This window comes from Allobosea sp. GW822-FHT05A11, from assembly GCF_058800455.1.
Genome location: NZ_JBXAMI010000003.1, coordinates 852,671 through 878,943, shown reverse-complemented (window position 1 = coordinate 878,943; position 26,273 = coordinate 852,671). Strand labels below are relative to the sequence as shown.

Annotated in this window: 23 protein-coding genes and 1 pseudogene; 8 read left to right on the top strand and 16 right to left on the bottom strand. The window is 65.0% G+C overall.

Features of this window, described 5'->3' with window-relative positions; all coding sequences use genetic code 11:
- Window positions 1-57: 57 nt before the first annotated feature.
- The 6 genes from rfbA to AC1RLU_RS13630 form a co-directional block, all read right to left on the bottom strand.
- Window positions 58-933 carry a glucose-1-phosphate thymidylyltransferase RfbA gene (gene rfbA, locus AC1RLU_RS13655; protein ID WP_492796169.1) on the bottom strand — a complete coding sequence of 292 codons (876 nt, stop codon included), beginning with the start codon at window positions 931-933 and terminating at the stop codon, window positions 58-60.
- Between the two features lie 2 nt (window positions 934-935).
- A complete protein-coding gene (gene rfbD, locus AC1RLU_RS13650; protein WP_492796168.1) occupies window positions 936-1,841 on the bottom strand; it encodes a dTDP-4-dehydrorhamnose reductase in 906 nt (301 codons plus the stop codon).
- Entirely contained in the window at window positions 1,841-2,398 is a 558-nt protein-coding gene (gene rfbC / locus AC1RLU_RS13645) for a dTDP-4-dehydrorhamnose 3,5-epimerase (protein WP_492796167.1), read from the bottom strand. The genes rfbD and rfbC overlap by 1 nt, the downstream gene beginning before the upstream one ends.
- A 13-nt stretch (window positions 2,399-2,411) precedes the next feature.
- A complete protein-coding gene (gene rfbB, locus AC1RLU_RS13640) occupies window positions 2,412-3,467 on the bottom strand; it encodes a dTDP-glucose 4,6-dehydratase (protein ID WP_492796166.1) in 1,056 nt (351 codons plus the stop codon).
- A gap of 236 nt (window positions 3,468-3,703) precedes the next feature.
- A complete protein-coding gene (pcaF, locus tag AC1RLU_RS13635; protein ID WP_492796165.1) occupies window positions 3,704-4,912 on the bottom strand; it encodes a 3-oxoadipyl-CoA thiolase in 1,209 nt (402 codons plus the stop codon).
- Between the two features lie 89 nt (window positions 4,913-5,001).
- Window positions 5,002-6,420, bottom strand: a complete 1,419-nt coding sequence (locus AC1RLU_RS13630; protein WP_492796164.1) for a phosphohexomutase domain-containing protein — start codon at window positions 6,418-6,420, stop codon at window positions 5,002-5,004.
- A gap of 309 nt (window positions 6,421-6,729) precedes the next feature.
- Here AC1RLU_RS13630 and AC1RLU_RS13625 point away from each other — a divergent pair, with 309 nt between their 5' ends.
- Window positions 6,730-8,076: a UDP-glucose dehydrogenase family protein gene (locus AC1RLU_RS13625; protein WP_492796163.1), complete on the top strand. Its 1,347-nt coding sequence runs from the start codon at window positions 6,730-6,732 to the stop codon at window positions 8,074-8,076.
- A gap of 27 nt (window positions 8,077-8,103) precedes the next feature.
- Here AC1RLU_RS13625 and AC1RLU_RS13620 read toward each other — a convergent pair whose 3' ends face one another.
- The 5 genes from AC1RLU_RS13620 to AC1RLU_RS13600 all read right to left on the bottom strand — a co-directional run bounded on the left by AC1RLU_RS13620 (window position 8,104) and on the right by AC1RLU_RS13600 (window position 12,936).
- Window positions 8,104-9,303 (bottom strand): beta-ketoacyl-[acyl-carrier-protein] synthase family protein, encoded by a 1,200-nt coding sequence (locus AC1RLU_RS13620; protein ID WP_492796162.1) that lies wholly within the window; start codon window positions 9,301-9,303, stop codon window positions 8,104-8,106.
- A complete protein-coding gene (locus AC1RLU_RS13615; RefSeq protein WP_492796161.1) occupies window positions 9,300-9,599 on the bottom strand; it encodes an acyl carrier protein in 300 nt (99 codons plus the stop codon). Before AC1RLU_RS13615 ends, AC1RLU_RS13620 begins: the two co-directional genes overlap by 4 nt.
- A 405-nt stretch (window positions 9,600-10,004) precedes the next feature.
- Window positions 10,005-10,979 carry a hypothetical protein gene (locus AC1RLU_RS13610; RefSeq protein WP_492796160.1) on the bottom strand — a complete coding sequence of 325 codons (975 nt, stop codon included), beginning with the start codon at window positions 10,977-10,979 and terminating at the stop codon, window positions 10,005-10,007.
- A 42-nt stretch (window positions 10,980-11,021) separates the two neighbouring features.
- Complete coding sequence (locus tag AC1RLU_RS13605) at window positions 11,022-11,777, bottom strand: ABC transporter ATP-binding protein (protein WP_492796159.1); 756 nt, start codon at window positions 11,775-11,777, stop codon at window positions 11,022-11,024.
- Entirely contained in the window at window positions 11,734-12,936 is a 1,203-nt protein-coding gene (locus AC1RLU_RS13600) for a KpsE/RkpR family capsule polysaccharide export protein (RefSeq protein ID WP_492796158.1), read from the bottom strand. Before AC1RLU_RS13600 ends, AC1RLU_RS13605 begins: the two co-directional genes overlap by 44 nt.
- A gap of 145 nt (window positions 12,937-13,081) precedes the next feature.
- On the opposite strand from AC1RLU_RS13600, the gene AC1RLU_RS13595 reads away from it, so the two are divergent.
- The 5 genes and pseudogenes from AC1RLU_RS13595 to AC1RLU_RS13575 all read left to right on the top strand — a co-directional run bounded on the left by AC1RLU_RS13595 (window position 13,082) and on the right by AC1RLU_RS13575 (window position 18,053).
- Window positions 13,082-14,335 carry a KpsE/RkpR family capsule polysaccharide export protein gene (locus AC1RLU_RS13595; RefSeq protein ID WP_492796157.1) on the top strand — a complete coding sequence of 418 codons (1,254 nt, stop codon included), beginning with the start codon at window positions 13,082-13,084 and terminating at the stop codon, window positions 14,333-14,335.
- A 270-nt stretch (window positions 14,336-14,605) separates the two neighbouring features.
- Window positions 14,606-15,775: a polysaccharide biosynthesis/export family protein gene (locus AC1RLU_RS13590; protein ID WP_492796156.1), complete on the top strand. Its 1,170-nt coding sequence runs from the start codon at window positions 14,606-14,608 to the stop codon at window positions 15,773-15,775.
- A 32-nt stretch (window positions 15,776-15,807) separates the two neighbouring features.
- Window positions 15,808-16,017, top strand: a pseudogene (locus AC1RLU_RS13585) (phosphoadenosine phosphosulfate reductase domain-containing protein); the annotation flags it as partial.
- A gap of 286 nt (window positions 16,018-16,303) precedes the next feature.
- Window positions 16,304-17,185 (top strand): FkbM family methyltransferase, encoded by an 882-nt coding sequence (locus tag AC1RLU_RS13580; RefSeq protein ID WP_492796154.1) that lies wholly within the window; start codon window positions 16,304-16,306, stop codon window positions 17,183-17,185.
- 91 nt (window positions 17,186-17,276) lie between these two features.
- Window positions 17,277-18,053 carry a sterol desaturase family protein gene (locus AC1RLU_RS13575; protein WP_492796153.1) on the top strand — a complete coding sequence of 259 codons (777 nt, stop codon included), beginning with the start codon at window positions 17,277-17,279 and terminating at the stop codon, window positions 18,051-18,053.
- Between the two features lie 24 nt (window positions 18,054-18,077).
- Here AC1RLU_RS13575 and AC1RLU_RS13570 read toward each other — a convergent pair whose 3' ends face one another.
- The 4 genes from AC1RLU_RS13570 to AC1RLU_RS13555 all read right to left on the bottom strand — a co-directional run bounded on the left by AC1RLU_RS13570 (window position 18,078) and on the right by AC1RLU_RS13555 (window position 22,014).
- Window positions 18,078-18,902, bottom strand: a complete 825-nt coding sequence (locus tag AC1RLU_RS13570; protein WP_492796151.1) for a class I SAM-dependent methyltransferase — start codon at window positions 18,900-18,902, stop codon at window positions 18,078-18,080.
- A gap of 11 nt (window positions 18,903-18,913) precedes the next feature.
- A complete protein-coding gene (locus tag AC1RLU_RS13565; RefSeq protein ID WP_492796149.1) occupies window positions 18,914-19,807 on the bottom strand; it encodes a metal-dependent hydrolase in 894 nt (297 codons plus the stop codon).
- 154 nt (window positions 19,808-19,961) lie between these two features.
- Complete coding sequence (locus tag AC1RLU_RS13560) at window positions 19,962-20,207, bottom strand: acyl carrier protein (protein WP_170843427.1); 246 nt, start codon at window positions 20,205-20,207, stop codon at window positions 19,962-19,964.
- A gap of 55 nt (window positions 20,208-20,262) precedes the next feature.
- Window positions 20,263-22,014, bottom strand: coding sequence for a fatty acyl-AMP ligase (locus tag AC1RLU_RS13555; protein ID WP_492796147.1), 1,752 nt, complete (start codon window positions 22,012-22,014; stop codon window positions 20,263-20,265).
- 244 nt (window positions 22,015-22,258) lie between these two features.
- Between AC1RLU_RS13555 and AC1RLU_RS13550 the strand changes: the two genes are divergently transcribed.
- The gene (locus tag AC1RLU_RS13550; RefSeq protein WP_492796145.1) at window positions 22,259-24,034 is read left to right on the top strand and encodes a WcbI family polysaccharide biosynthesis putative acetyltransferase; all 1,776 of its coding nucleotides are present in this window, start codon (window positions 22,259-22,261) and stop codon (window positions 24,032-24,034) included.
- A 37-nt stretch (window positions 24,035-24,071) separates the two neighbouring features.
- Here the strand turns inward: AC1RLU_RS13550 and AC1RLU_RS13545 are convergent, their stop codons facing one another.
- Window positions 24,072-24,734, bottom strand: a complete 663-nt coding sequence (locus tag AC1RLU_RS13545; RefSeq protein ID WP_492796144.1) for a CDP-alcohol phosphatidyltransferase family protein — start codon at window positions 24,732-24,734, stop codon at window positions 24,072-24,074.
- A 181-nt stretch (window positions 24,735-24,915) separates the two neighbouring features.
- On the opposite strand from AC1RLU_RS13545, the gene AC1RLU_RS13540 reads away from it, so the two are divergent.
- Window positions 24,916-26,205: a glycosyltransferase family 4 protein gene (locus tag AC1RLU_RS13540; RefSeq protein WP_492796143.1), complete on the top strand. Its 1,290-nt coding sequence runs from the start codon at window positions 24,916-24,918 to the stop codon at window positions 26,203-26,205.
- Window positions 26,206-26,273 lie beyond the last annotated feature (68 nt).

Sequence of the window (26,273 nt, the reverse complement as noted above, 5' to 3'; positions counted from 1 at the left end):
AACGGAGCGGGGCGGGTATCCGTAAGGGGCTTGCCGAGAGAGCCCGGCATCTCCCGCTCAGCCGGCGATATCCCGGGCCATCCGCATGAGGTACTGGCCGTAATCGCCCTTGGCGAGCTTCTCGCCGAGCCGTGTCAGCTGTGCCGTCGAGATCCAGCCCTGTCGTGCCGCGATCTCTTCGGGGCAGGCGATGCGCAGGCCCTGGCGGCTTTCGAGGGTCCGGACGAACTCGCCGGCTTCCAGCAGGCTGTCGGGCGTGCCGGTATCGAGCCAGGCGAAGCCGCGGCCCATCGATTCCACCGAGAGCTGGCCGCGCTCCAGATAGATCCGGTTGACGTCGGTGATTTCGAGCTCGCCGCGCGCCGAGGGCTTCAGCGACCGGGCGATCTCGACCACCTCGGCATCGTAGAAGTAAAGGCCGGTGACGGCCCAGCTCGACTTGGGAACCTCGGGCTTTTCCTCGATCGAAACCGCCTTGCCGGTCTGGTCGAAGGCGACGACGCCGTACCGCTCGGGATCGCGGACATGGTAGGCGAAGACGGTCGCGCCCTCCGTGCGGGCCGTCGCCCGGGCCATCATCTCCGGCAGGCTGTGGCCGTAATAGAGATTGTCGCCAAGAACGAGGGCGGAGGGCTCGCCGGCGACGAAATCGGCGCCGATCAGGTAGGCCTGCGCCAGCCCGCCGGGATGCGGCTGCTCGGCATAGGTGAGGCTCATGCCCCAGTCCGAGCCGTCGCCGAGCAGGCGCTTGAAATGCGGCAGATCGTGCGGCGTCGAGATGATCAGGACGTCGCGGATGCCGGCGAGCATCAGCGTCGAGAGCGGGTAGTAGATCATCGGCTTGTCGTAGACGGGCAGGAGCTGCTTCGACATCGCCAGCGTCATCGGGTGCAGCCGGGTGCCGGAACCGCCGGCCAGGATGATGCCCTTCATCGTTACCTCTGGTCCTTGGCCTGATCTTCGAGAAGTCGTGCGACGCAAGGCCGGAGCGAGCTTTGCCATTCCGGCAGCCGCACCTCATGGGCGAGCGCGAGCTTGCCGCAATCGAGCCGGGAATTGGTGGGCCGGCGCGCCGGCGTCGGATAATCGGCCGTGGCGATGCGCCTGACCCTGACCGGTGCGCGGCCATGCCGTTCGCGCTCGGCGAAGATCGCCTCGGCGACATCGGCCCAGACGGCTTCGCCCGCCGCGCTCATGTGGAACACGCCGCGCAAGTCCGCATCATCCGCCCGCGCAGTCAGGTTGCGCGCCACGGTGAAGATCGCATCGGCGATGTCGAGCGCGCTGGTCGGGCATCCCGCCTGGTCGGCGACGACGCCGACCTCGTCGCGCGTTTCGGCGAGGCGCAGCATCGTCTTGACGAAGTTCTTGCCGAAGGGGCTGTAGATCCAGGCCGTGCGCAGGATGGCGTGGTTGTCGGTGGCGGCCGCGACGGCCTGCTCGCCGGCGAGCTTGCTCGCGCCATAGGCCGAGATCGGGCCGGTCGCATCGTCTTCGCGATAGGGCCGGTCGAGCGCACCGTCGAAGACATAGTCGGTCGAGAGCTGGATCATGGGGATGCCCAGCGCCGCTGCAGCACGCGCCGCTTCGCCGGCAGCCTCGCCATTGACGCGCATGGCGAGTTCGGGCTCGCTCTCGGCCTGATCCACGACGGTATAGGCGGCCGTGTTGACGATCACGTCGGGCCTCGCCGAACGCAGGGCCGGCGCGACCGTCTTCGGGACGGCGAGGTCGAGATCGGGCCGGCGCAGCGCGATGACCTCGACGCCGACGGGCACGCGCTCCAGCATGGCGCAGACGACCTGGCCGGTCCAACCGGTGACGGCGATGCGAAGTGTCATCAGTCGAAATACCGCAGCATCTCGGCGAGGTGCGGATGCTTGCGGTCCTTGTCGGAGAGGGTGAGGCCCGAGAGCGGCAGGCGCCAGTCGATGCCGAGCGCCGGGTCGTCGAAGGCAAGGCCGTGATCGTTCGCGGGCGCATAAGGAGCGGTGACCTTGTAGAGCACCTCGGTATCCGGCTCGAGCGTGACGAAGCCATGGGCGAAGCCGATGGGGACGAGGAGCTGCCTCCAGTTCTCGGCGGAGAGCTCGACCGCGACATGCTTGCCGAAGCTGGGCGAGGAGGCCCGGATATCGACGGCGACATCGAGGATGCGCCCGCGCGTGACCCGCACCAGCTTGTCCTGCGCGCAGGGCGGGGACTGGAAATGCAGGCCGCGCAGCGTTCCGACCGGGGCCGACAGAGACTGATTGTCCTGAACGAAATCGAGATCGAGCCCGGCCTCGGCAAAGGCGTTGCGGCTCCAGGTTTCCGAGAAGAAACCGCGATGGTCGCCGAACTTCTTCGGCGTGATGATCTTGACGGCGGGGATCGCCGTGTCTTCGACGTTCAGCATGTCTTCCCCCCGCTCAGGCCGCGCCGAGGCGTTCGCCACGATAGGTGCCGGAACGGATGTCGCCCCACCATGCCGGATTGGCGAGATACCATTCGACCGTGCGGCGCAGGCCCGTCTCGAAGGTCTCCTTCGGTGTCCAGCCAAGCTCGCGGCCGATCTTGCCGGCGTCGATCGCATAGCGTGCATCATGGCCCGGTCGGTCGGTGACATAGCTGATCAGACGTTCGCGCGGACCCTTCGAGTCGGGTCGGAGTTCGTCGAGGAGGGCGCAGATGGTCTTCACCACCTCGATATTGGTCTTCTCGTTATGGCCGCCGATATTGTAGCTCTCGCCCAGCTTGCCGGTGGTCGCGACGGTGATCAGCGCATCGGCATGGTCGTCGACATAGAGCCAGTCGCGCACATTGAGCCCGTTGCCGTAGACCGGCAGCTTCTTGCCCTCGAGCGCATTGATGATCATCAGCGGGATCAGCTTCTCGGGGAAATGATAGGGCCCGTAATTGTTCGAGCAGTTGGTCATCACCACCGGCAGGCCGTAGGTATGGTGCCAGGCGCGGACGAGATGGTCCGACGCCGCCTTGGAGGCAGAGTAGGGCGAGTTCGGCTGATAGGCCGTGTCCTCGCGGAAGAAGCCGTCAGCACCCAGCGAACCGAAGACCTCGTCGGTCGAGATATGGTGGAAGCGGAAGCGCCCCTTGCGCTCCTCCGGCAGCCCCCGGAAATGCCGCAGAGCTTCCTGCAGCAGCATGAACGAGCCGACGACATTGGTCTCGATGAAGGCGGCCGGTCCGTCTATCGAGCGGTCGACATGGCTCTCGGCTGCCAGATGCATGACGATATCGGGCTGGAAATCGGCGAAGATCGCCTTCATCCGCTCCCCGTCGCCGATATCGGCCTGTTCGAACCGGTAGCGGTTGCTGCCGGAGACCGGTTCCAGCGAGGCGAGGTTGCCGGCATAGGTCAGCTTGTCGACGACGCAGACCTCGTGCTCCGTCTCGCCGATCAGCTTGCGCACCACCGCCGAGCCGATGAAGCCGGCGCCGCCGGTCACGAGAAATCTCAGAGGCATAAGAGGTAATCCTGGCGGCCGCGATCGCGAAGGCGCGGAGAATGAGCGGACGAGGCGCACGCGCCCGGATCGGCGGTTCTGGCCGTCGGTCTCAACTCATACCCCCCTTTCACCTTGCGGCCCTATCATGAACTGCCTTTGCGCGACAGCGAAACGCCCGAACCGCGGCGAAACAAAGGCCCCTTATGGTTAGGGGGCGGAGCCTGTGGTGCGGGAAAAACCGGCCGTGACGGCGCCTACGCCCGTTCCAGCGCCACTGCGATGCCCTGGCCGACGCCGATGCACATGGTGGCGAGCGCGCGCCTCTTGCCGGTCAGGGACAGTTCGAGCGCGGCCGTGCCGGTGATGCGGGCACCGGACATGCCGAGCGGATGGCCGAGCGCGATCGCGCCGCCATTCGGGTTCACATGCGCCCCGTCCTCGGCGATGCCGAGCTCGCGCAGCACCGCGATGCCCTGCGAGGCGAAGGCCTCGTTCAGCTCGACGATGTCAAAATCGGTCGGCTTCAGGCCCAGCCTTTCGCAGAGCTTGCGCGTCGCCGGGATCGGGCCGAGGCCCATGACGCGCGGCGCGATGCCGCCGGTCGCGCCACCCAGAACGCGGGCGATCGGCGTCAGCCCGTATTTCGCGGCGGCCTTCTCCGAGGCGATGATCAGCGCCGCGGCGCCGTCATTGACGCCCGACGCGTTGCCGGCCGTGACGGTGCCGCCTTCCTTGCGGAACGGCGTGCCGAGCTTGGCGAGCTTCTCCAGCGTGGTGTCGCCGCGCGGGTGCTCGTCGATCTCGACGCGGATCGCATCGCCCTTGCGCTGCGGGATCAGGACCGGGACGATCTCCTTAGCAAGCCGGCCGTTCTGCTGGGCGGCGACCGCCTTGAGCTGCGAGCGCAATGCGAAGGCATCCTGGTCGGCGCGGCTGATATGGCAGTCGGCCGCAACGTTCTCGCCGGTTTCCGGCATGGAATCGATGCCGTACTGCGCCTTCATCAGCGGGTTGACGAAGCGCCAGCCGATCGTGGTGTCGTGGATCTCGGCATGGCGCGAGAAGGCGCTGTCGGCCTTGGGCATGACGAAGGGCGCGCGCGACATGCTCTCGACGCCGCCGGCGATCATCAGCTCGGCCTCGCCCGCCTTGATCGCGCGCGCGGCTGCGATGACGGCATCCATGCCGGAGCCGCAGAGCCGGTTGATCGTCGTGCCCGGCACCTCCTTGGGCAGGCCGGCGAGCAGCAGCGACATGCGCGCGACATTGCGGTTGTCCTCGCCCGCCTGGTTGGCGCAGCCGAAGATCACGTCGTCCACGGCGCCGAAATCGACTTGCGGATGACGCTCGACCAGGGCCTTCAGCGGCACCGCACCGAGGTCGTCCGCACGGACGGAGGACAGCGAGCCGCCGAACCGGCCGATCGGCGTGCGGACATAGGCGCAGATGAAGGCTTCGGTCATGTCACGGATCCTGCTGTCTCGAAGGCGGTTTGGTCAGGCGCGGCTTCGAATGGCTTTGCCGGTCTGGCGGATGGGCTGGAAGTCGTCACTCAGCGCGTTTGCGCCGCTGCGAAAGCGAGATTCTCGGCGAGCAGGGCTTCGGCCGCTGCCAGCGCCGGGGCCTCGACATAGACGCGCAGTTCCGGAGCGTTGCCCGAGGCCCGGAAATGCACCGTCGCGCCATTGCCGAGCGTCAGGCGCAGCCCGTCCCGGCGATCGCGCCCCGCGACCCCGCCATGGGCCGCGAAAGCCGTATCGCGGAAACCGGAATCCTCGGCGTCGAGCCGGGCGATCAGGGCGGTGGTCCTGTCCTGCGGGACCTCCTGAAGGCGGTTCGACAGGGCGATGGCGAAGCGGGCTTCCGCCGCAATGGCGCTCAACGGCTTTTGCGCGGTGCGCGCCAGCGCGAGCGTCGCCACGATCGGCAGCATGGCGTCGCGCGTCGGCAGGGCGGCAAGCCGCCGGCCGTCCCGCACGACCTCCGAACCGAGCAGGACGCCGCCATTCGCCTCGAAACCGATGACGGTCCTGGCACCTTCGGCCTGAGCCTGCGCCATGCCCGCGATCACATAGGGCGAGCCGACGCGGGTACGCACGACCCTCGCGAACGATCCGGGGCGGTCCAGCGCCGAGTTCGACGTGACCGGCGTCACGATCGCATCCGCGCCGAGGAAGCGCGCGGTGAGCGCGCCGACGAGGTCGCCGCGCAGGAAGCGGCCAGTTTCGTCGGCAACCAGCGGACGGTCGGCGTCGCCATCGGTCGAGACGATCGCGTCGAGCCTGCGCTCGCCGGCCCAGCGCCGGGCCAGTTCTTCATCCTCCGGACGGAGCGCCTCGGTATCGACGGGGATGAAGCTGTCGCTGCGCCCCAGCACGATCGGCGTGGCTCCAAGCGCCGACAACACGTCGCAGATGACGTCGCGGCCGACGGAGGAATGCTGGTAGACGCCGACGGTGAGGCCTTCCAGGGCGCGCCCGAAGAAATCGACATAGCGGGCGCGATAGCCGGAGACGACGTCGCGCCGCTGCGGTTCCGCCGAGACATCCGGAGCAGCCGTCAGTGCCAGCGCCTCATGATGGGCCAGGATGCGCGCTTCGTCGGCTTTATCGATCTCGCCCTGGGCGCGGTAGAATTTCAGGCCGTTCCGGTCATCGGGGATATGACTGCCGGTCACCATCACGGCCGGGCTTCCGGCGGCCATCGCCGCCTGTGCCAGGGCAGGCGTCGGCACGGCGCCGCAATCCACCGGCTCAAGCCTGGCATCGGCGATGGCTTGCGCGCATTGCGCCGCGATGAGCGGGCTCGACGATCGCAGGTCGCGGCCGATCAGGACCTCCCCGCGCGTTCCGGCCGCCCTGTCCTCCTGCAGCATGGCGCAGAAGGCGCGGACATGGGCATAGGTCGGCAGGCCGACCAGCTCCGTGACGAGGCCGCGCAGGCCGGAGGTGCCGAATTTCAGGCTGGTCATGCCGGGTGGTCCGTCGATATCAGGTTCGGGCGCATGCCTTGCCGGGTCCGCGGAGGCGCGCCCGCTTCGATGCCCTCCGAAGCGGGAACATGTCAAATTCCGGTGCCTTATCGTGGTGCAGGATAGGCTGCCTGCCGATACAGGGGCATCTGCGCAGTGGCGGGATGACCGGCCGAAAGGGCCGCCATCCCGCGGTTTCCCTGAATTGGCCGGCGAGAACCCGGTTTTGGTTTTGCAACGATTGCACTATGCCAAAGCGACAACGGCGCCTCCCGGGCTGCCGGGAGCGCTTGATACAAGGAGCAAACGATGAAGATCGTGATGGTGGGCTCGGGCTATGTCGGGCTCGTCTCCGGCGCCTGCTTTGCCGATTTCGGCCATGAGGTCGTCTGCGTCGACAAGCTGGAGAGCAAGGTTTCGGCGCTGAAGCGCGGCGAGATTCCGATCTTCGAGCCCGGCCTGTCGGATCTGGTGCGCAGCAACGCGGCGGCGGGGCGGCTGTCCTTCACGACGGATCTCGCCGGCCCGGTCGCGGGTGCCGATGCGGTCTTCATCGCGGTCGGCACGCCCTCGCGCCGCGGCGACGGCTTCGCCGACCTGTCCTATGTCTACGCCGCGACCCGCGAGATCGCCGGGGCGATCAGCGGCTATACGGTGATCGTGACCAAGTCGACGGTGCCGGTCGGCACCGGCGACGAGGTCGAGCGCATCATCCGCGAGCTCCGGCCCGATGCCGATTTCGCCGTCGTCTCCAACCCGGAATTCCTGCGCGAGGGCGCGGCGATCGAGGATTTCAAGCGGCCGGACCGTATCGTCGTCGGCACGGATGACGAGCGCGCTCGCGCCGTGATGGCCGATATCTACCGGCCGCTCTATCTCAACAACGCGCCAATCCTGAACACCGGCCGGCGCACGGCGGAACTGACGAAATACGCGGCCAACGCCTTCCTGGCGACGAAGATCACCTTCATCAACGAGATCGCCGATCTCTGCGAGCAGGTCGGCGCCAATGTCCAGGACGTTGCCCGCGGCATGGGGCTCGACAACCGTATCGGCGGCAAGTTCCTGCATGCCGGGCCGGGCTATGGTGGCTCCTGCTTCCCGAAGGATACACTAGCGCTGATCAAGACGGCGCAGGATCACGGCACGCCTTCGCGCATCGTCGAGACGGTGGCGGCGGTGAACGAGCAGCGCAAGCGGGCGATGGGGCGCAAGGTGGTCGCGGCCTGCGGCGGCTCGGTGCGAGGCAAGACGATCGCGGTGCTCGGTCTCACCTTCAAGCCGAACACCGACGACATGCGCGACGCACCCTCGATCGCAGTGGTCACCGCCCTGATGGACGGCGGCGCCACGATCCGCGCCTATGATCCGGAAGGGATAGAGCAGGCGAAGGCTGTGCTGCCGGCGGGCGTCACCTATTGCCGCGACGCCTATGAATGTGTGGCGGGTGCCGACGCGGCGGTCATCGTGACCGAATGGAACATCTTCCGCGCGCTCGACCTCGACCGGGTCAAGACAGCGATGGCGGCGCCGGTTCTCGTCGACCTCCGCAACGTCTATCGCGCCGAGCAGGTGCGCGAGAAGGGTTTCACCTATGTCGATGTCGGCCGCGGCATCGTCGTGCCGGAGGGCAGGGAAGCCGAAAGCGCGGCTTGAGTCCGGCGGCAAGCTTGCCGAAAGCCATCAATTCGATCGCATGTCCTTGAAGACGAGCGCGGTATTGAGCCCGCCGAATGCGAAGGAATTCGACATGGCGACCGGGATCGGCATCGCACGGCCCTGATGAGGGATGCAGTCGATGTCGCATTCCGGGTCCGCTGCATCAAAATTGGCGGTCGGCGGGGCGATGCCGTTCTCGATCGCCATGATCGTCGCAATCGCCTCGAAGGCTCCGGCGGCGCCTAGCGCGTGGCCGGTCACGCCCTTGATCGATGATGTCGGGGGCACGGGCCGGTCGCCGAACAGGCGCTTCAGCGCCTGCGTCTCGGCACGGTCATTCGCGCGCGTCCCGGTACCGTGGGCATTGATATAGGCAACGTCGCCAGCCTGTAGCCCTGCATCAACCAGCGCGAGGGACATGGCGCGCGTCATGCCGTCGAGATTGGGCGCGACAATATCGCCTGCATCGGCGCTGAAGCCGAAGCCAGCGACCTCGATCTTGGGAATGAGCCCGCGGTCGCGCGCATGGGCTTCCGTCTCCAACACGATGATGCCGGCACCTTCACCGAGCATGAGGCCGTCGCGGCCGAGGGCAAACGGCCGGCAGGCGGTACGCGACATGATCTTCATGGCGTCCCAGGCGAGCAGGGTTCCTGCCGAGAGCGGGGCTTCCGTACCACCGGCAATGACAATATCGACAAGGCCGGCGCGCAGGAACTGCATGGCTGTGCCGATAGCGTGGCTGGACGAGGCGCAGGCGCTTGACGTCACAAAGCAGGGCCCGGTTGCGCCCGATGTCATCGATACCCAGCTGGCGGAAGAACTCACCATCACCTTGGCCACGGTCATCGGGTGCGGTCGCTTGTTCTGGGTATAGAGCCGGGCATATTGTTCATCGGTGCTGCATTGCCCGCCGGCGGAATTCCCGAGGATGACGCCGACGCGCTCGGGGCGCGGCAAGCCTGCGTCCAGGCCGGCGGTTGTCAGGGCGTGGCGCGCCGCTGCGACGGCGAACAGCGCGTTGCGGTCACAAGCCGATGGAGAAAGGCCCAACCCCTCCATGAAGCTTTGGCCTTGGACTTCCGCGACGCGAATGCCCTTGCCCGGCAAGGCCGAGGCTTCCTTGAAATTCCCGCTTCCGGTCAGCAGAGTCTGCCAGAAGCTGCCGGTGTCGTTGCCGATTGGCGAAACGATGCCGAGGCCTGAAACAACGATACGCGTCATGCCGCCTGCTTGTTTGCCAGCAGCTTTAGGATTTCGTTGTAGAGCTCGCCGATCGTCTTCACGTCGTTGATGTTGTTATTGGCATTGTAGTCGATCTCGATGTCGAAATGGTCTTCAAGTTTGAATATCATCTCGACGAAATCATAAGAGTTGAAGCCGGTGTCCTCCAGCAAGGTCTCCGGACCCCAAGCTGTGCTCGTGCTTTTTCCGAAAGCGCGCGATGAATTTTGCTCGATAACCTGCTTCAGCATGCCGATCAAAAAATCGAGCGTGAGCCTGGGTGTCTCGCCTGTCATGACTGAACGGTCTCCTCATCGGACATGAGCTGCTACACCCTTGCTTAGCTTTGCTGAGACCGTAAACCACTCATAGCGATGCCGGCCGCTTGACGACAATATCGTCGTCTCTGCTCCATACAACACGGTGCCAGGAGTGCAGCCAGCGACGCAGCGCGGGCCAAAGTGGCTGACGGCGGCTGATTTCGAGGTCGTTCAGCCAAGTCCCGAGATGCCTGCGCCACATTTGCTCTCCGATCCTTGATCAGGCGGACTGCCTCGATCTTGAACTCACACCCAAACTGTCTTCGCTGCATACGCCACCTCCAGTTTCATGAAACACCTGATCTCGGTGCCCACGGAAACCGGCAGCGGGCCGAAGTTTCAGAGTGTCGCCGGCAAGCGGGTGGACCGGCACGCAGGCGCTTATGGCTGGGCCGGTTCAGAGCCGAGATAGCTGAGTTCCGCCTGGGCGAGCGCGATCCGCCCTTCGATGGCACCTTCCTCGGTGCGAACGTGGAATTCCACGGGGTTTTCCGGTTCCGTGACGGAGAAGGTGAAATGGGCCGCAAAAATCCCTTCCTTGCGCGGCCGCAGCCGTGCCTCGCCTAGAACATTCGGCCCGAATGCCGACATCTTGAGCGGTAACCCGACGGCCTCCTTGGTGAAGCCGAGGGTCAGTTTGGCTCGCCATCTACCCTCGGCGAGGTGGAAATAGGGACCGTAATACAGGATGCGTGATCCGCCGGTCGCGTCGGTCACGAGCGGAGCCTCTTCGTTCGGCCGGTCCCCCGCGAAGAAGACGCGGTGCGGCCAGATCGACCTCAGGGGAATGCTGGCGTCACGCAGATGCGCGATGCCATTCTCCAGGACGAGCGTGACGATGCCTTCCTCTGCTTCCGTGAGGGAGGAGGCCGGCGCGGAGCTGGTCGGTATCGGACCCGCGGATGCTAGAACACCGGCAAAATTGGCAGGCAGAGGCCAATCGATGTGGCTGGCGATGAGCTGCGTCGCCAGTTCGGCCGAAGGGAGCGCGGCAGCGTTGAGGAAGAGCGCCCGCTTTTGCGGTTGGCAGTCACCGATCATGGCGACGCTGGCGCCGACCGTCCGCACGGCGTCGAGCAGTTTCGGCTGCCGCTGCCGCTGAAAGCTGACGGCTTCCAGGCTGTCGGCGGTGAAGACGATGAGGCGCGTTTGCGGCCTCCGCGCCGCTTCGCGCAGCGAGCGTGAGGGGAATTGCGAACAGATGATTTCGTTGGCGTCCGGATCGTCTTCGAACAAATCGCCGCGATCGATCCAGCGCAACTCTGCTGCGGGCCGGGTCGCCTTCGCGAGCCGGCGCATGACGTCGAAGCCCCAGGCGGAGAATGCGCTCGGGACGCCTAGAACGATGACGGTCATATCGGGGAACTCACCGGGAGACGGAGCGCGCTGCTTGTCGGTTCACAAGGTCGCATAAATCGAACAGGCAAGGTCGAGATCGTAGAAGACGCGGCCGCGCCCCTGCTTCAGAACCAATGCGGAGCTGCAGAATTCCTTGGCGAATTCCACGGAATGGATCGCCATCAGCATGGCCCGGCTCTTTCGCTTGACGAGGAGCTCGTCGTGGCAGCGTTGCTGGAAGCGTCGATCGCCGACCAGGATGACCTCGTCGATGAGATAGCATTCGAAGTCGATCGCCAGCGAGAGAGCGAAAGCCAGGCGCGCCCTCATCCCGTCCGAATAGAAGCGGACCTGGGTAAAGAGCTGGCTGCCGAGCTCTGTGAAATCGGCAACGTATTCGATGGTGTCCTTGAGGGGGGCGCCGTACAGCGCGGAAATGAAACGGCAGGCGTCGTAGCCGGTCATCTGCCCTTCGAAACCGCCCCCGATGGCCAGCGGCCACGACATGTTCAAGCCACGATGGATCGTGCCATGGGTCGGCCGCTCGACACCCGCGAGGATCTTGATCAGCGTCGACTTGCCGGCGCCGTTGCGGCCCAGGATCGCCATCCGCTCGCCGACGCCGACGCTGAACGATATTCCGTCCAGCACGCGCCGGGGTCCGTGTTCGGTATGAAATTCCTTGACGATGTTGTCGGCGCGCACTGCGCGCTCGATGCGTGCCTGCGGGGCGGCATCGGGCCGAGACGAAGCGGCGGTGGGCGGCATCGCCTCAATCCTCGCGCTGGCGGAGGTAATTGCCCAGCGAGCGTCCAATCGAATAGACCGAAAAGCTGAGCAGGAAAATGATGCCGATCCAGAGCAGGCGTTTCGGCTGGCTCGGGTAGTCGGCGGCGTGCGGTTCCACGACGCGTTCGAGATAGAGTTGCTGGCGCTGCGATTCGATGCGGGCGTTTTCGAGGGAGACGAGAGCAGAGGCGAGCGCCCGGTCGGCGAATTCGCGCTCGAGAACCAGGCGCTCGTAGTCCGCGATGATCGGGGCCAAGGCCTGAGCCGAGCCGCCGATCTGCCGCTTCTCCTCGATGATCTGCTGTTCGATCGCCTGGATGCGATTGCGCAGATTCGCGATCTGCGGCCCCTGAGGCGAATTCCGTTGCGCTTCGGCGAGCTGGGCGTTGAGCTGCGCGACCTCGAAAGACAGCTTTCCGATCGTCTCCAGGAGGTTCTGGGAGGATTTCGCCGGATCGACCGTTCCGGCTTTCATCCGGAAGGCTGTAAGTTCCTCCCGCCTGTCAAATGCGCGGGCCTTGGCTGTTTCCACTTCGCGTTCGGCGGCGCTTATCGTGTCGGCTCGGGCGCGCTCGTTCAGCCGGTTGATCAGCGCCTCCGCCCCTTCGAGGAGGACCTGAGCCATCTTCACGGAATCGTCGGGCCTGAAACTCTGCACCATCAAGGTGCTGATGCCGGTGCTGCTGTCCGATTTGATCGAGACGAAATCAAGATAGCGGTCGAAGAGCTTTTCCCGCAGGTCCCTGGAGAACCATCCCGGGAAGCGCCAGAACGGATCGCCTTCCGGTCGTGACAGAATAGCGCGCAGATCCGCCTTCCGCACGAGCAGTTCGACGGCGTCGCGAGACTGTACGAACTGATGGACGGCACTGGCTTCGTCGGGCGCGCGCTCCGTTCCCGTCGCCGGCATCATACCCGCCAACTGACCGAGGCCCGACCGGCTGGGGCTTCGAACCACGAACTGCGCCTCGGAGGTGTAGCGGTCCGCTACGATCAATCCGAAATAGAGAACGGCCAGAAGGCATGGCAGAGCAAATGTGACGAGGATCAGCGCATGCCGGCGCAGCGCGACCAGCCAGCCCGGTAGAGGCTTCCGCAAAGGCAAGTCGACACCGGTTTCGTTGACTCGCAGGGGAACGAGTTCAACATAATCAGTGACATTTTCCTCTATTATACCTTGGGACATCGTCGTCTTCTGATCTCGACACTTGGATGCTAGATAGCAGGCTGGCCACTCGATAGGAATGGCGAACCGGGAGTTGCCGCTGCCATGGGTATATATCTGCGATGAGTTCATCTTCGAGAACCGGCCAGGATGATATGGTACCGGCATGAGGCAGCGCTTCGAGAAGATCTCTCGCCGGTTGCGCCCGGTCGTTCATGTGGCGCGGCCTCTCGCGGCCAAACACTTTCGCCTGCCGCTGCCCGGAACGGCCGACGACGTGGGGACGGTGCCGGATGCCGCGTCGCGGCCCCGCCGCACCATCCGTCTCAGCTGGAGCCATGCCGCGTTTCTGCTGCTTGTCGCGTTGCCGACGCTGGTCTCGGCGCTTTATTTCGGCCTGATCGCCACGGATCGGTTCGTTTCCGAATCCACATTCGTGGTTCGCTCGGCCAAGGCGCCGTTGTCCGGCGGGCTCGGTGGGCTCTTGCAGATCGTTGGCATCACCCGGTCACAGGACGACAGCTATTCCGTGCAGGAATATCTTCTGTCGCGTGATGCGGTGACTGCGCTCTCGCAGCGCTTGCCGTTGCGAGAGATGTTCAACCGCCCGGGCGCGGATTTTGTCGCGCGATATCCCAATCTGATTCGCGGGCCCAGCGAGGAAGAACTGTTCCAATACTACAAGTCGCGCGTCACCGTCGTCCATGGTGCGACGACCGGTCTGACGACCCTGAGCGTGGAGGCGTTCCGCCCTGAAGATTCTGTAGAGATCAACCGGACGTTGCTCGGCTTGGGCGAAGCGGTGGTCAATCGGATGAACGAACGGATTCGCGCCGATGCCATCCGCTTCGCGGAAACGGAGGTCAAGCGGGGCGAGGAACGACTGGTCGAGACTCAGATCGCGATTACGGAATTCCGGAATCGCGAGTTGATGTTCGACCCGTCGCAAAATTCGCTCTTCATTGCCGAGCTCATCGGCCGCCTGTCGAGCGAACTCGCCGCCGTGACGGCGCAACTCCGGGAAATCGAGGCTTCGTCCCCGAATTCTCCTCAGATTTCCGGCCTGCAACGCCGGATAGGAGCTCTCGAAGGGCAGATCACGCTGGAGCGCCGGCGCGTGTCGAATGCTTCGGACGGCTTGGCGGAGAAGGTCGCCGGCTATGAAAGGCTCAACCTTCAGCGTGAATTTGCGGTCAAGGCGCTCGCTTCCGCCATGAGCAGCCTCGAAGTCGCCCGAAACGAGGCGCGTCGCCAGCAGCTCTATCTCGAGCGTGTGGTGGAACCCCATGTCGCCGACTTCGCCGAGCGGCCGCGTCGGTTGCGAGGCGTGTTGTTGACCTTCGCCGGGAGCTTGCTCCTGTTCTTCGTGGGCTGGCTGCTCTTCGCCGGTGTTCGCGAGCACGCGATCAAGATGAAATAGGCTGCGGGTTGCCGCATCGGGGGGCGGCTGGGCGCGACGTCTGGCTTTCTGCAGGCATCCGGCATTCGTCGGTATGGACACTGCGTCCGATGCGGGCGGCCGGCTCTCGGCCGGTTCCTTGGCATTTTAGTAATCATGTTTACCGAAGCCGCGGCCGTCGTAACCGGTCGGCGATGCGATGAGACCACACTCCTCGGCGAATGGCCCCCCGTCGCCCCAGCTTGGTTTTCAAATCGGGCGATCAATGGTAGTCGGCGGGGAGTGTAGGAGATGGGATCGGTGCGGGTTGGGATAGTCGCGATTTTGTCCGCCATGGTGCTGGCGGGCTGTTCTAATTTGCCCGCCAGTGGTCCGTCCACCGCCGATATCGTCTCCCGGCAGGGCGAGGATGTAAATCTCGGCTTCGAGCTGGTCGATCTGGCGCCGACTTCGCTGGTCGCGATCAATGGCCGCTCGGATCAAAGTTTTAGCGGAAGCTTTGGCGACCGGAGCGGAGCGACCGAGACCCGGATTGGAATCGGCGACTTTCTCGCGGTGACGATTTGGGAAGCCGGCGCCGGTGGCCTCTTCTCCGCGCCGCTGACGACAGATCGCTTCACGCCGGGATCGCGTACGGCGACGATTCCCGAACAGGCCGTCGCCCGTGACGGCACGATTTCCGTGCCCTATGCCGGGCGCGTCAACGTGGCCGGCAAGACCAGCGCTCAGGTTGAGGCCGCGATCCAGGAACGGCTTGCCGGCAAGGCGATCCAGCCGCAGGTTCTGGTGACGCTGAGCCGGGCGATCAGCAGCTCGGTCGCCGTCACTGGCGAGGTGGCATCGGGCGGCCGCATTCCTCTGTCCAACAAGGGCGACCGTGTCCTCGAGGTGATCGCTGCCGCCGGTGGTATCCGCGCGCCCGTCAACGAGACGGAAGTCCGGTTGACGCGCGGCTCGCGCACACTCGCGGTGCCGATGATCACGATCGTCAACAACCCGCGGGAGAACATCTACCTGCGCGGCGGCGATACGTTGACGCTGGTGCGCAACCCGCAGACTTTCATCGCGGCCGGTGCCACCGGTCAGAATACCGAGATTCCTTTCAACGCCGACGCCATGAACCTGGCGCAGGCAATCGCGAAGGCAGGCGGTCTGCTCGACTTCCGGGCGGACCCGCAGGGCGTGTTCCTGTACCGGTTCGAAACCGCGGAGACGCTGCGGCGGATCAAGCCGGATAGTCCGCTTCTCGGCCAGGGCCGCCGCCTGATTCCGGTCGTCTATCGCGTGAATCTGCGGGATCCCAACGGGCTCTTCGTGGCGCAGGGGTTGCGGATGCAGCGGGGCGATATCCTCTACGTCTCGAACGCGCCTCTGACCGATGTGCAGAAGGCCTTCTCCATCTTCCAGAGCCTGACCTCGCCCATCGTGCAGGGCACCAGCGTCGCCGCCAGGTTCTCATAGGCGAGACGAGGCGAAACATACGAGCGTCGCCACTGCACGACGCTCGTCGAAGACAGCGCGGTGTTTGGACGAAGAAGCGGAACGTGAACCAGCTCCAGAGGCTCGAGGAGGAGGCGGTCTTCCTGCTGCGGGAGACGGCCGCCCTGTTTCGGAACCCGGTCATGCTCTATTCGATAGGCAAGGATTCGACGGTCCTCGCCCATCTGGCTGCCAAGGCGTTCTGGCCCGCGAAGCCACCGTTCCGGCTCCAGAGGCTGTTACGAGCCATGGAAGCAATTTGACCTTATCGGCAGGGCTTGCGCCTTTGCGCGGCTGCCGTATCGCTCTTCGTCGTGCCCCGGAAGGTTTGCGTCCTTTGGCACCTTGGATTAGCACCAGACGTCGGCGTCGGATCATCCGATGGTCCCTGGTGGATTCCGGGGCGCCGTCGAGCGAAGCGGGGTCCGCCCACATGAAGAAAATGATCTGATGGGGCCACCCGTCGAAGCCCTTCATGTGCCGGGATATCTGGCCGGAGTAGGCAGGTTTATGAAGAACAAGCACATCCCGGCACCATTGCCGATCCAACCCGGAAGCCTCCTGTCGCTGGACGAGTTGCGCGGGCCGGATCGCTACCGCGCCGAGTGTATTTGCCGGGCGGCCAGCCAGACCGTCTATCTTGGCGAGCATGCGGTCCTCGCCCGCGTTCTGGGGCGCTACAAGATGTTCCTCGACACGCGGGATCGGGGCTTCGGTGCGCATGTCATGCTCGACGGCTATTGGGAGATGTGGCTGACGCAATTCATTGCCCGCCTCGTCGCGCCCGGCATGCATGTCGCCGATATCGGTGCCAACTTCGGTTATTATGCGTTGCTGCTGGCCGATCTCGTCGGCCCCGATGGCCGCTTGCTGGCTGTCGAGCCCAACCCCCCCGTTGCCGACACGCTGAAGCGGACCCTCGAGCTCAACGGCTTTGCCGGCCGCAGCACCATTGTGGCGGCCGCGGCGGGTTCGGGGGAGGGCGAGGGACGTCTCATGGTCCCGGCGGGAGAGCCGAAGAATGCGACGCTGGTCAGCAAGGCCTTGCCGAACGACGAGGCGGAAGCGGTCGCGGTCCCTATCCATAGCCTCGACTCGCTCCTCCGCGCCTTTCCCCGCGTCGATTTCCTCAAGATCGACGCGGAGGGAGCGGAGGAGGACATCATCATCGGATTGAGCCAGGTCATCGAGCGTTGGCGGCCGCGGATCGTGCTTGAGTTCAATCCGGGGCGGTGTCGTGATCCCCAGGCGCTGCTCGTCCGGCTGCGGGCCTCCTACCCCGTGCTGAGGAGCCTCGACTATTATGCGCAGGTTGCTCCGGTTTCGGACCAGGAGCTGCTCGATCCGACCAATCGCGAGGATCGCCTGCTTTACCTGGATGGTGCTGCATAGGCGCGGTCCTCGACCGGCGGCGCTGCAACGCGGGCAGGTTCGTCAAGTGTGGACGTCGTGGTGCTGCGGCTGGTGATCGGAATAGGGTTTGATGGTGGCGCTGCTGCTCGATTTTCTTCGCCTTCTCGGCCTCGTGGTCGGGGCAGTCGTTGCGGTCATGCTGCTGACTGGGCTGTTCTTCGAGATCATGAATGCCCGCCATCCCGAGCGCCGCATCCAGAAGGACCGGGTCAACCGGCGTAAATGGAAGGAATTGCGGCAGGCGCCGATCTCGATCCTCACGCTCTCGGTCTGCTTCGCCTTCGGGCTGTTCGCGCAGCAGCAGGGCTGGTCTCTGGTGCCGCTGGAGCTCTCCTGGTGGTCCGGACCGTTGATGCTGATGATCTCGGTCGTGCTCTACGATGCCTGGTTCTACTGGGTGCACCGCCTGCTTCACAGCCGCGTCTTCTATCGCTTCCACGCGCTTCACCATAAGAGCGTGGCACCGACGGTCTGGAGCAACCATCACGAGAGCGTCGTCGAGGCGCTTCTCAATCAGGCTTATTACGCGATCATCGTCTTCGTCCTGCCGGTCCCGTGGCAGATGCTCGTGCTGCAGAAGCTCTACGATCAGATCAGCGGGATGCTCGGCCATGCCGGCTTCGAGCATTTCGCCTCACCGGCCGGCCGTTCGCCCTGGCCGCTCGCCAGCACGGTGTTCCACGACCAGCATCACGGCACGTTCAGGTTCAATTACGGCCATACCTTCTCGCTCTGGGATCGCTGGATGGGTACGTTGCATCCGCGCTACGACAACACGCTGAAAAGCTTCGAGCCGAGCGGGAATGAGCCGGGTGCGCCCGAGTCGCGTGCTCCGGAGCGTCCGTGAAGCATCACGGCTGAAGGCCTGCGTTCAGGCGCGGCCGTTCTTCTGGTAGCGCTGGGCGAGATAGACGACGCCCCCCTCGCTCAGCTCGCGATAAAGCACCGACCCTTTCGCGCCGGCGAATTCGCTGATGAAGCCGCGCATGAAGCGGATCCTGGAGATGCGCGCCCGCTTGCGCTGCTCGGCCGCGTCAAGCGCGGCGATGACGCCTTGCGACAGATCGGTCTCGGTGTGCAGCGTGAGGCCGGGAACCGCCAGCTGCTGGCGCAGCAGGGGAAGCGCGCTCTTGCCGCGCATGTCGGCGAAGGTGAACCAGCCGCCGGGAGCGAGCACACGCGCGACCTCGCGTGCAAAGGCCGGCACATCGCCATAGCAATGCGAGGATTCGATATTGACGACGATATCGACCGAGCCATCGGCGAGCGGCAGCTTCTCCGCATCCCCGATCTCGAAGGTCAGGCTTGCCGTGTCCTGGTTGAGGCGGCGCGCCAGCCGCACCGTTGCCGGCGAATAATCCAGCCCGGTGACAGCGGCGGAGCCGTGATAGCGGGCGATATAGCGCGCGCCGCCGCCGCGGCCCGAGCCGATCTCAAGAACCCGCGCGCCTTCCATTGGCAGGCCCGCGACGGCCTGGGCATAGAGACCGATGAAAGGGCGGTCGGCTTCGTCGCCTGGCTCAAGCGGAAAGGCTGCTCCCGGCGGCAGGAAGCCGTAATTCATGAAGCGCCAGTCATCGTCGTGCCAGCGCCGCGACAGGATGTTGTAGAGGCCGCGCCAGAGCCATTTCCGGGTTCGCGGAAAGGCGCCTCTGTCGATGGCCTCCAGCAGGCGGGAGAAGGCTTGGCTTGCCACCGTGCTGCGCCTCAGACGCCGGGCTTGGGGGCAGCCGTGGCGGGCGGCGGCAGATTGGCCGCCAGCCAGTCGCGCCCCTTGCGCATCAGCTCCTGGTCGTCGCTGTTGCGGGGGTCGAAGCCCGGCAGGTAGTAGCGCAGCGTGTTCGGCAGGCAGCGCCGCCAATAGCCGGGATAGACCATGGTCACCCAGAAGAAGCGCAGCCAGAAGCGCAGGCCCGTCTTGACCCCATCGTTCTTCGCATAGATCGGCACGTTGCGCAGGAAGAGCGCGAGGAAGGGGAACAACGTGCCGTTCATGCCCAAGACGCGGACGAAATAGCGCTTCCAGCTCGACATCCCCGGCGTTGCCGCCTTGAGCACGTCGAGCGCGACGGCCTTGTGCTCCAGCTCTTCGAGCGCATGCCACATCCACAGCCGGCGATAGGCCGGTGCGGCCTTCTCCATCAGTTCCGGGTGGCGCAGCGTCAGCGTCGACAGGGTCGCCGTCATGTGCTCGATCGCGCAGGTAATCGAGAGCCGGTGCAGCGGATTCTTGACGATCTCGAAGCCCTGCCGGATCGGCTTCTCCATCTTCTCGACATCGTAGCCGAGCTTCATCATCGCGCGATTGTATTCCTCGTGCTCGCGCGTGTGATAGGCCTCCTGCACGGAATAGCCGTTGATCTCGGCGGCGAGCTCCTTGTCCTGCAGCTTGGGGCCGTAATGCTTCAGCGAGCGAATGAAGAAGCGCTCGCCCTCGGGCAGGAAGATCGACAGCCCGTCGATCAGCACGGTCTTGATGATGTCGTCTTCCAGCCAGTGACGCTGGGCGTTCTCCAGGATGCCGAAGCGGATATCGCGCGGGATGATGTCCTCGGCATTGCCCATGTGCTGGCTGCCTGCCGTGTTTGAAGCATGTGCCATCAGCGCTGGTCCATCCGGTGGAGCGTCCTGCCGCATCGGTCCGTCGGCCGGGCCTACCTACCGCCGATCATCGGTGCCGTCGAGGTCGGATCACGCAGAAAAGGGCAGTTGATGCAGGATTGTCCTGCAAAAATTCGATTGAAACGCCCGTAGCTTAGAGTGGTTTCAAGGTGCCGAGATAGTCCACGAACTGGGCGACGGTCGGGTAGTCCTGGGTGACGCCGGGATAGAGCTCGACCCGGTATTCCTGCTCGACTTCCAGGACGAAATGGACGGCGGCAGCCGAGTCGAGGCCGAGGCCGGCGAACGTCGTTGCCGGCACGATCCCGGCCTCGTCGATGTCGAGCATCGCGGCCAGACTGGATCGGCAGAAGCGTTCGATCTCGGAAGCGGGCGGCATGATGATCCGTCGGGTTGGGCGCGGGGCTTTCGCTTGCCGCGCTGGCGGACTTCCGTCAAGCGGAGGCCGCGCTGCGTTCCTCGGCATCTCCCGACGGGGTCCAGGGCTCGAGCGTTCCCTCCAGCCACCGGAGCCTGGTCAGGCTGCGCTGGACCTTTCCGCTGGTCGTCTTCGGCAGGGAGCCCGTCCGGATCAGCATGACCTTGTGCAGGGCGACATCGTGATTGTTGACCACCGCCGCCTGCACGGCCGCGACGACTTCGGCCTCGGCGATGTCACGGCGCTGCGTGCGCTCGACTTCCTGGACGACGATGATGCGCTCGATGTCATGCTCGTCGATGATCGTGAAGGCTGCGCCATGGTCGCGTCGCAGCGAGGGATGGCTGGCTGCGACCGTCGCTTCGATATCCTGCGGGTAGTGATTGACGCCGCGGATGATCATCACGTCCTTGATGCGGCCGACGACATGGAGCTCACCGGCTTCGTCGAGATGCCCGAGATCGCCGGTTCGCAGCCAGGAGCCGCCGGAGCCAGGGGCATCTGTCTCCAGCCTGGCCCGAAAGGTCTGTTCGCTCTCCTCGGGGCGTTGCCAGTAGCCGCCGGCGACGCTGGAGGCCTGTATCCAGATCTCGCCGATCGCCCCTTGCGGCAGCGGGCGCCGCGTCTGCGGATCGGCGATGGCGATCGTCAGCCCGGTCATGGGTGAGCCGCAACTGGCGCTGACATGCCGATCGGCGGCGTCCTCGGGCGGCGCGATGCGGGCGGCCTTGAGCGCCTTCGCGCTGACGTCGAGCGTGCGGGGCAGAGAGCCCCGCTTGGCGGCGGTCACGAGCAGCGTTGCCTCGGCCAGCCCATAGGCGGGGCGCATCGCTTCGGGTGCGAAGCCGTAGGGGGCGAAGGTCTCGGCGAAACGTTCCAGCGTTGCGGCCCGCACCGGTTCGGCGCCGTTGAGGGCGATCTTCCAGCTGCTGAGATCGATGCCTTCCATCTGTTCCGGTCGGAAGCGGTCGACGCAGAGATCGAAGGCGAAGTTCGGGGCGGCGCCAACCTCGGCGCGATGCTCGTGGATGGCGCGAAGCCAGTTCAGCGGGCGATGCATGAACCCTGACGGCGTCAGCAGGACGCAGGGCGCGCCAAGATAGATCGGCTGCAGCAGGTTCATGATCAGGCCGAGATCATGGTAGAGCGGAATCCAGCTCACATGCGCCGAATCCGCGTGGTTCCCCAGCCGCTCCCGCATCATCGCGAGATTGTCGATCAGGTTGCGGTGGCTCACCATCACGCCCTTGGGCGATGAGGTCGAGCCGGAGGTGTATTGCAGGAAAGCGAGGCCGTCGGCATTGGGTCGGAAGGCGTCGAGGGGCGCAGGCTCCGGCGCCAGCGCGACCGGGAGGTGGCGGATGCCATGCGCGGCCAGGCGCTCGCGCAGCAGGCCGCGCGGATCGGGATCGGAAGCCGGGCTCAGTGCCAGGCGCGGCGTGCAATCGGCGATGATCGCCGCGCTGGCGTCGTGATTTGCGTTGCGGCGCGGCTGCATCATCGGCACCGCGACCACGCCCGCCATCAGGCAGGCGAAATAGGCGACGACGAATTCGACGCTGGAGGGGAAGATCAGCAGCGCGCGATCGCCCGGTGCGGTTTCGGCCGCGAGCTGGCGCGCGAGATCCGCGGCCTGTGCGTGAAGCGCGGCGAAGGTCAGGCTCGGCCGTTCGCCGGGGCGATCGGAATAGACGGTCACGGCGGCGATATCCGGCCGAGACATGGCCTGGTGCTGCAGAACCTCGGCCAGTGACGAAAAATGGCTCATCGCAATCGATCTACGGAACAAGCATCGCCAGTGGCCGGGAGTATATTGCAACTGTCGCTTGCTCTTCCGTGCCGGGATGAGGTCGAGAAAGCGTGTTGCCTTCTATGGAGTGCACTTCCGGCGAGATCAACCTGCATCGGTGCGAAGGTGCCGGCTGCATGTTCGCGCGAGTGATGCTAGAGCATGCGCCGATCAGCTTCGTCATGGACGCATGAAAGCCGAAAGCGACTCGCTGGAACCGAGGATGGATACGCTAGCTCAAGCGGGGACGCCGCTGGAACCGATGCCGAAACCGGATGACGGCGCTTCCCGCTCGCTGCTGCCCGTCATGGAGGTGCGCGAGCCGGCAAGACGCTGGGCGGACGGCTCGGTCTCCGTCGTCCTGCTGGTCCCGGCCCAGGCCTTTCTCTACGGCCCCTTCCTGCGTTTGCCGGAGGGGCGCTATCGCCTGTCCTTCCATTGCCGGGTGCGCATGCCCCTTCAGGGCGCCCACCCGGTCATGGGACTCGAAATCGTCGCGCAGAACCGCATCCTGCGCGCCTGGCGCGACTACAGCGCGGCGGAGCTGCGCGGTGGCGAGCAGAGCCTGGCCTTCGATGTGCCGCGTGAGCTGGGTATCGAAGGCGGTGCCGATGTTCCCTTCGAGTTCCGCTTCACGCATTTCGGCAACGCCCTGCTGACCATGGTCGCGGTGACGTTGCATAGAGAACCGGCAGCGACGGGGCTCGACAACGTTGCGGCCGAGCTCGAGCCCTGGCGCCTGCTCGGCCGGCTGCGGACCTTGCCGTTGCCCGGCGCGGTTCGTCTGTCGCCGCTTTCCATCACGCCCCTGAAACTGTGGCGCAGTTCGGCGATCCTGCGGCTACCGGCCGGGCTCTATCGCGCCGAGATCGGTTGCGAACTGAAGCGAGCCCGGCGTCCGTCGGAGGCTGCTCTGGCGGTCGAGGTCGAAACCCGGGACGGCATTTTGCTCGGAAAGGGCCGCTTCCTGGCGAGCGAGCTGGAAACAGGCCGTGTTTCGTTCGAATTCACCGTGCCTCAGGATATCGGGCTCGATGCCGGCGTGCCGCGCACGATCGATATCCGCCTGCGCCATTTCCGCAATGCGAGCCTGTTGTTGCGCTCACTCGATCTGCGTCGCGTCTCGGCCGATGCCCCGGCCGTGGCGTCGCCGGCGTCGTCCGGGGGGACCGCTTCCTCCGGGAGCCGGAAGAAGCAGATCGTCATCTTCGGCAATTGCCAGGGCAATCTCCTGGCCGAGGCGCTGCGCTATCATTCCGGCTTCACGCGCCATTTCTCGGTCAAGCATCACTACATGGAATTGCCGGTGAACCTGCACGAGCAGGGCCGGCGCGACCTGCAGGAATGCGACCTCCTCCTGATCCAGGACATCCGGGAATGGGAGCAATATCCATTGCGCGCCGATGTGCCGAGCGACCTGCCGACGCTGCGCTACCCTTGCGTGCGCTTCGCCTCGCCCTGGCCTTTCGACGCCTTCAACGGGCCGGACGACAGGCTCGCCCGCAACCGCGACCTCCCCAATTTCGAGTTCACCTATTTCGACGGGCTGCTCGGGCGGCTGCGGCGCCAGATTCCCGACCCCGAACTCCGCTTCCGGACCTATGAATCGCTGGCGATCGAGCGGCTGATCGATTTCAAGCGCCTGCATCAGTTCGAGCAGACAAGGCTCGAGGAGATGGATCGGAAATTCCCCGCGGGAATCGGCGCCTATATCCTCGATAATTTCAGGACGAAGCAGACCTTCTACACGACGGCCCATCCCAATGGCCGGATCATGAAGATGCTGGTCAGGCAGGTCACGAAGGAACTGGGGCTGTCGCTGAATTTCTGGCTGCCGGGATCGCTCAATTCGCTGCGCCGGCTGCAGGTGCCGATCCATCCGAAGGTGGCGGCCGCCCTGGGGATCGGCTGGGCGGATGCCAGGCGCAAATATCTCGTGCGCGGCGAATGGCTGACCTGGGAAGATTATTTCCGGAAATACATCGCCTATTACGGCTAAGGGGCGGCGAAAACGGCATCTCCCGGCCGCTTTGGCCCTATTTGCGGCTGGCGGCTTCCTCGCGCGCAAGCTGGGCCGCATAGCTCGCGAGCAGGCAGACGAAGGTCGTGAACAGACCGGCTGCCATGAGCAGGATGGTGACGTCGCACCAGGTCATGGTCAGGCCGACGACTGTGAAGGGTGGTGCGCCGAAGAAGAAGATCGTCGTGTTCATCAGGATGATGAGCAGGCGCATCTCCGTGGGCCCCCAGCCGACCAGCGAGATGTGGAGCTCGCCGGAAACGCAGGCCTTGACCAGCGAATAGATCGACAAGGCATGATAGCCGGCGAGCGCCAGCAGGGCGACGTCCATGCGCACATAGGCGGACAGACCCATGCCCGCGCAGATCAGCAGGTTGCCGACGACATCGATGGTCTGGTCGAGGAAATAGCCGTATTTGGGCCGCTCGATCTTTCTGAAGCGTGCGAGGCTGCCGTCGAGCGAATCGCCCAGCCAGTGGAAGACGAGGCCGAGCGAGGCCAGCCACAGGAAGCTTGGCGACCAGGCCGTCAGGACATAGCCCACCAGCGTGAGTGCCGCGCCGAAGATGCCGAAGGCGGTCAGCTTGTCGGGGGTGACGCTCCGCGGCATCCGCCGGACGAGCCAGGCCAAGGCCCTACGCTCGATGGCGCCGACGAGGCTGTTGTTGATGCGTATCAATGAAGTCGACTGCTCGGTGCGGAAGAGGTTGGCTAGCTATTGCCGAGCTAGCAATGCGTTTCAAGTGTTGCGGTTGCGAGAAACGTATGCCATGCGACTGTTGGGCATTCCGGCTCGTTGTGCTGTGTAAAGATTGTGACGATCGGCAACCGATTTCAGCTGACTGTGCCAGGGTCTTGTTGTGCCGATCGCCTATGATGCAACACGGCTATTCTTGGGGCCACTGTCCCTGACGCCTCGCGGGATCGATCGGGTCGATCTCGCCTATGCACGCCATTTTTTCGAGCATTCGAACGATGACTGCTGGGCTATCCTGCCCACGGCTTGGGGCACGCGCGCGTTCCCGCGGGAGAGAGCTCTACGCGGACTGACGCGGCTCGAGGAGCTTTGGGCCGAGAACAGGCAGCCGGCGGCCGACGGCGCCTGGATGTCACTCGCGCCGACGATGCAGGCAGGTAAGTCGTCCTGGCATCTTCCGCGGAACGGCGGTCTTGCCGTCTCCACCCGAATGACCTCGCTGCTCAAGGCAACGGGCATCGGATTCGGTAAAGACGTCGTGAAAACCCTCAAACCCGGGACGGTCTACGTCAATGTCGGCCAGATCGGCCTGGCGGTCCCGTACCTGCTGCGCTGGCTGAACAAGCGCCCCGACGTGCGCCCGCTCTTCATGCTGCATGACGTCATCCCGCTGGAGATGCCGGAATATGTCTCGCCCGGTGCGGTCAAGGCTCACGCGGCGATGGTCGATCAGACGGCGCGTTATGCCGCCGGGTTGATCGTCACGACCCGCACGGCCCAGCTGGCGATCGAACTTGAACTCGAGCGCCGCGGTGCGAGGACGCTGCCGACGCTGGCGCTGCCTCTGCCTGTTCCCTCGATCTTTCGAGAGCCGCCCGACCCCGACCCGACGCTCGCCGCGATTCCGTATTTCGTCGTCTGCGGCGCGATCGAACTCAGGAAGAACCATCTCCTGCTGCTGGAGGTCTGGAAGCGGCTGCACCGCAGACTTGGCGCGGCCACGCCGCATCTCGTGATCGCCGGCGCCAAGGGCTGGCAGGGCGATCTGATTCTCGATCGTCTGCGGCGTTCCGGCGATGTGAGCACCTATATCCATGCGCTCCACGGCCTTTCCACGCCCGCACTGAAGCGGGTGATCAGCGGCGCGCGTGCCTTGCTGATGCCGTCCTTCATCGAGGGGTTCGGCTTGCCGGTCGTGGAGGCGGCGGCGCTTGGTACGCCGGTCGTCGCCTCCGACATTCCGGCGCATCGTGAAGTCGGCCATCCCGAGACGGTTTTTGTCGATCCCATCGACGGTCTCGGCTGGGAGGCGGCGATTGCCTCGTTCCTGCCGGCCGGGCCGCGTCGTTTGGCGCCTTCTACGGACTATGCCAGCCTGACCTGGACCGAGTACTTCGCCGCGCTATCGTCGTTCATTCGAAGGATCGAAGACGGTGAAGCAGCTTTAGACTGAGTTTGGATTGTTTTTTTCCGCAATGCCCCGTATCAGCGAGCAAGGATGGGAGCGAGACTAGTTTGCCG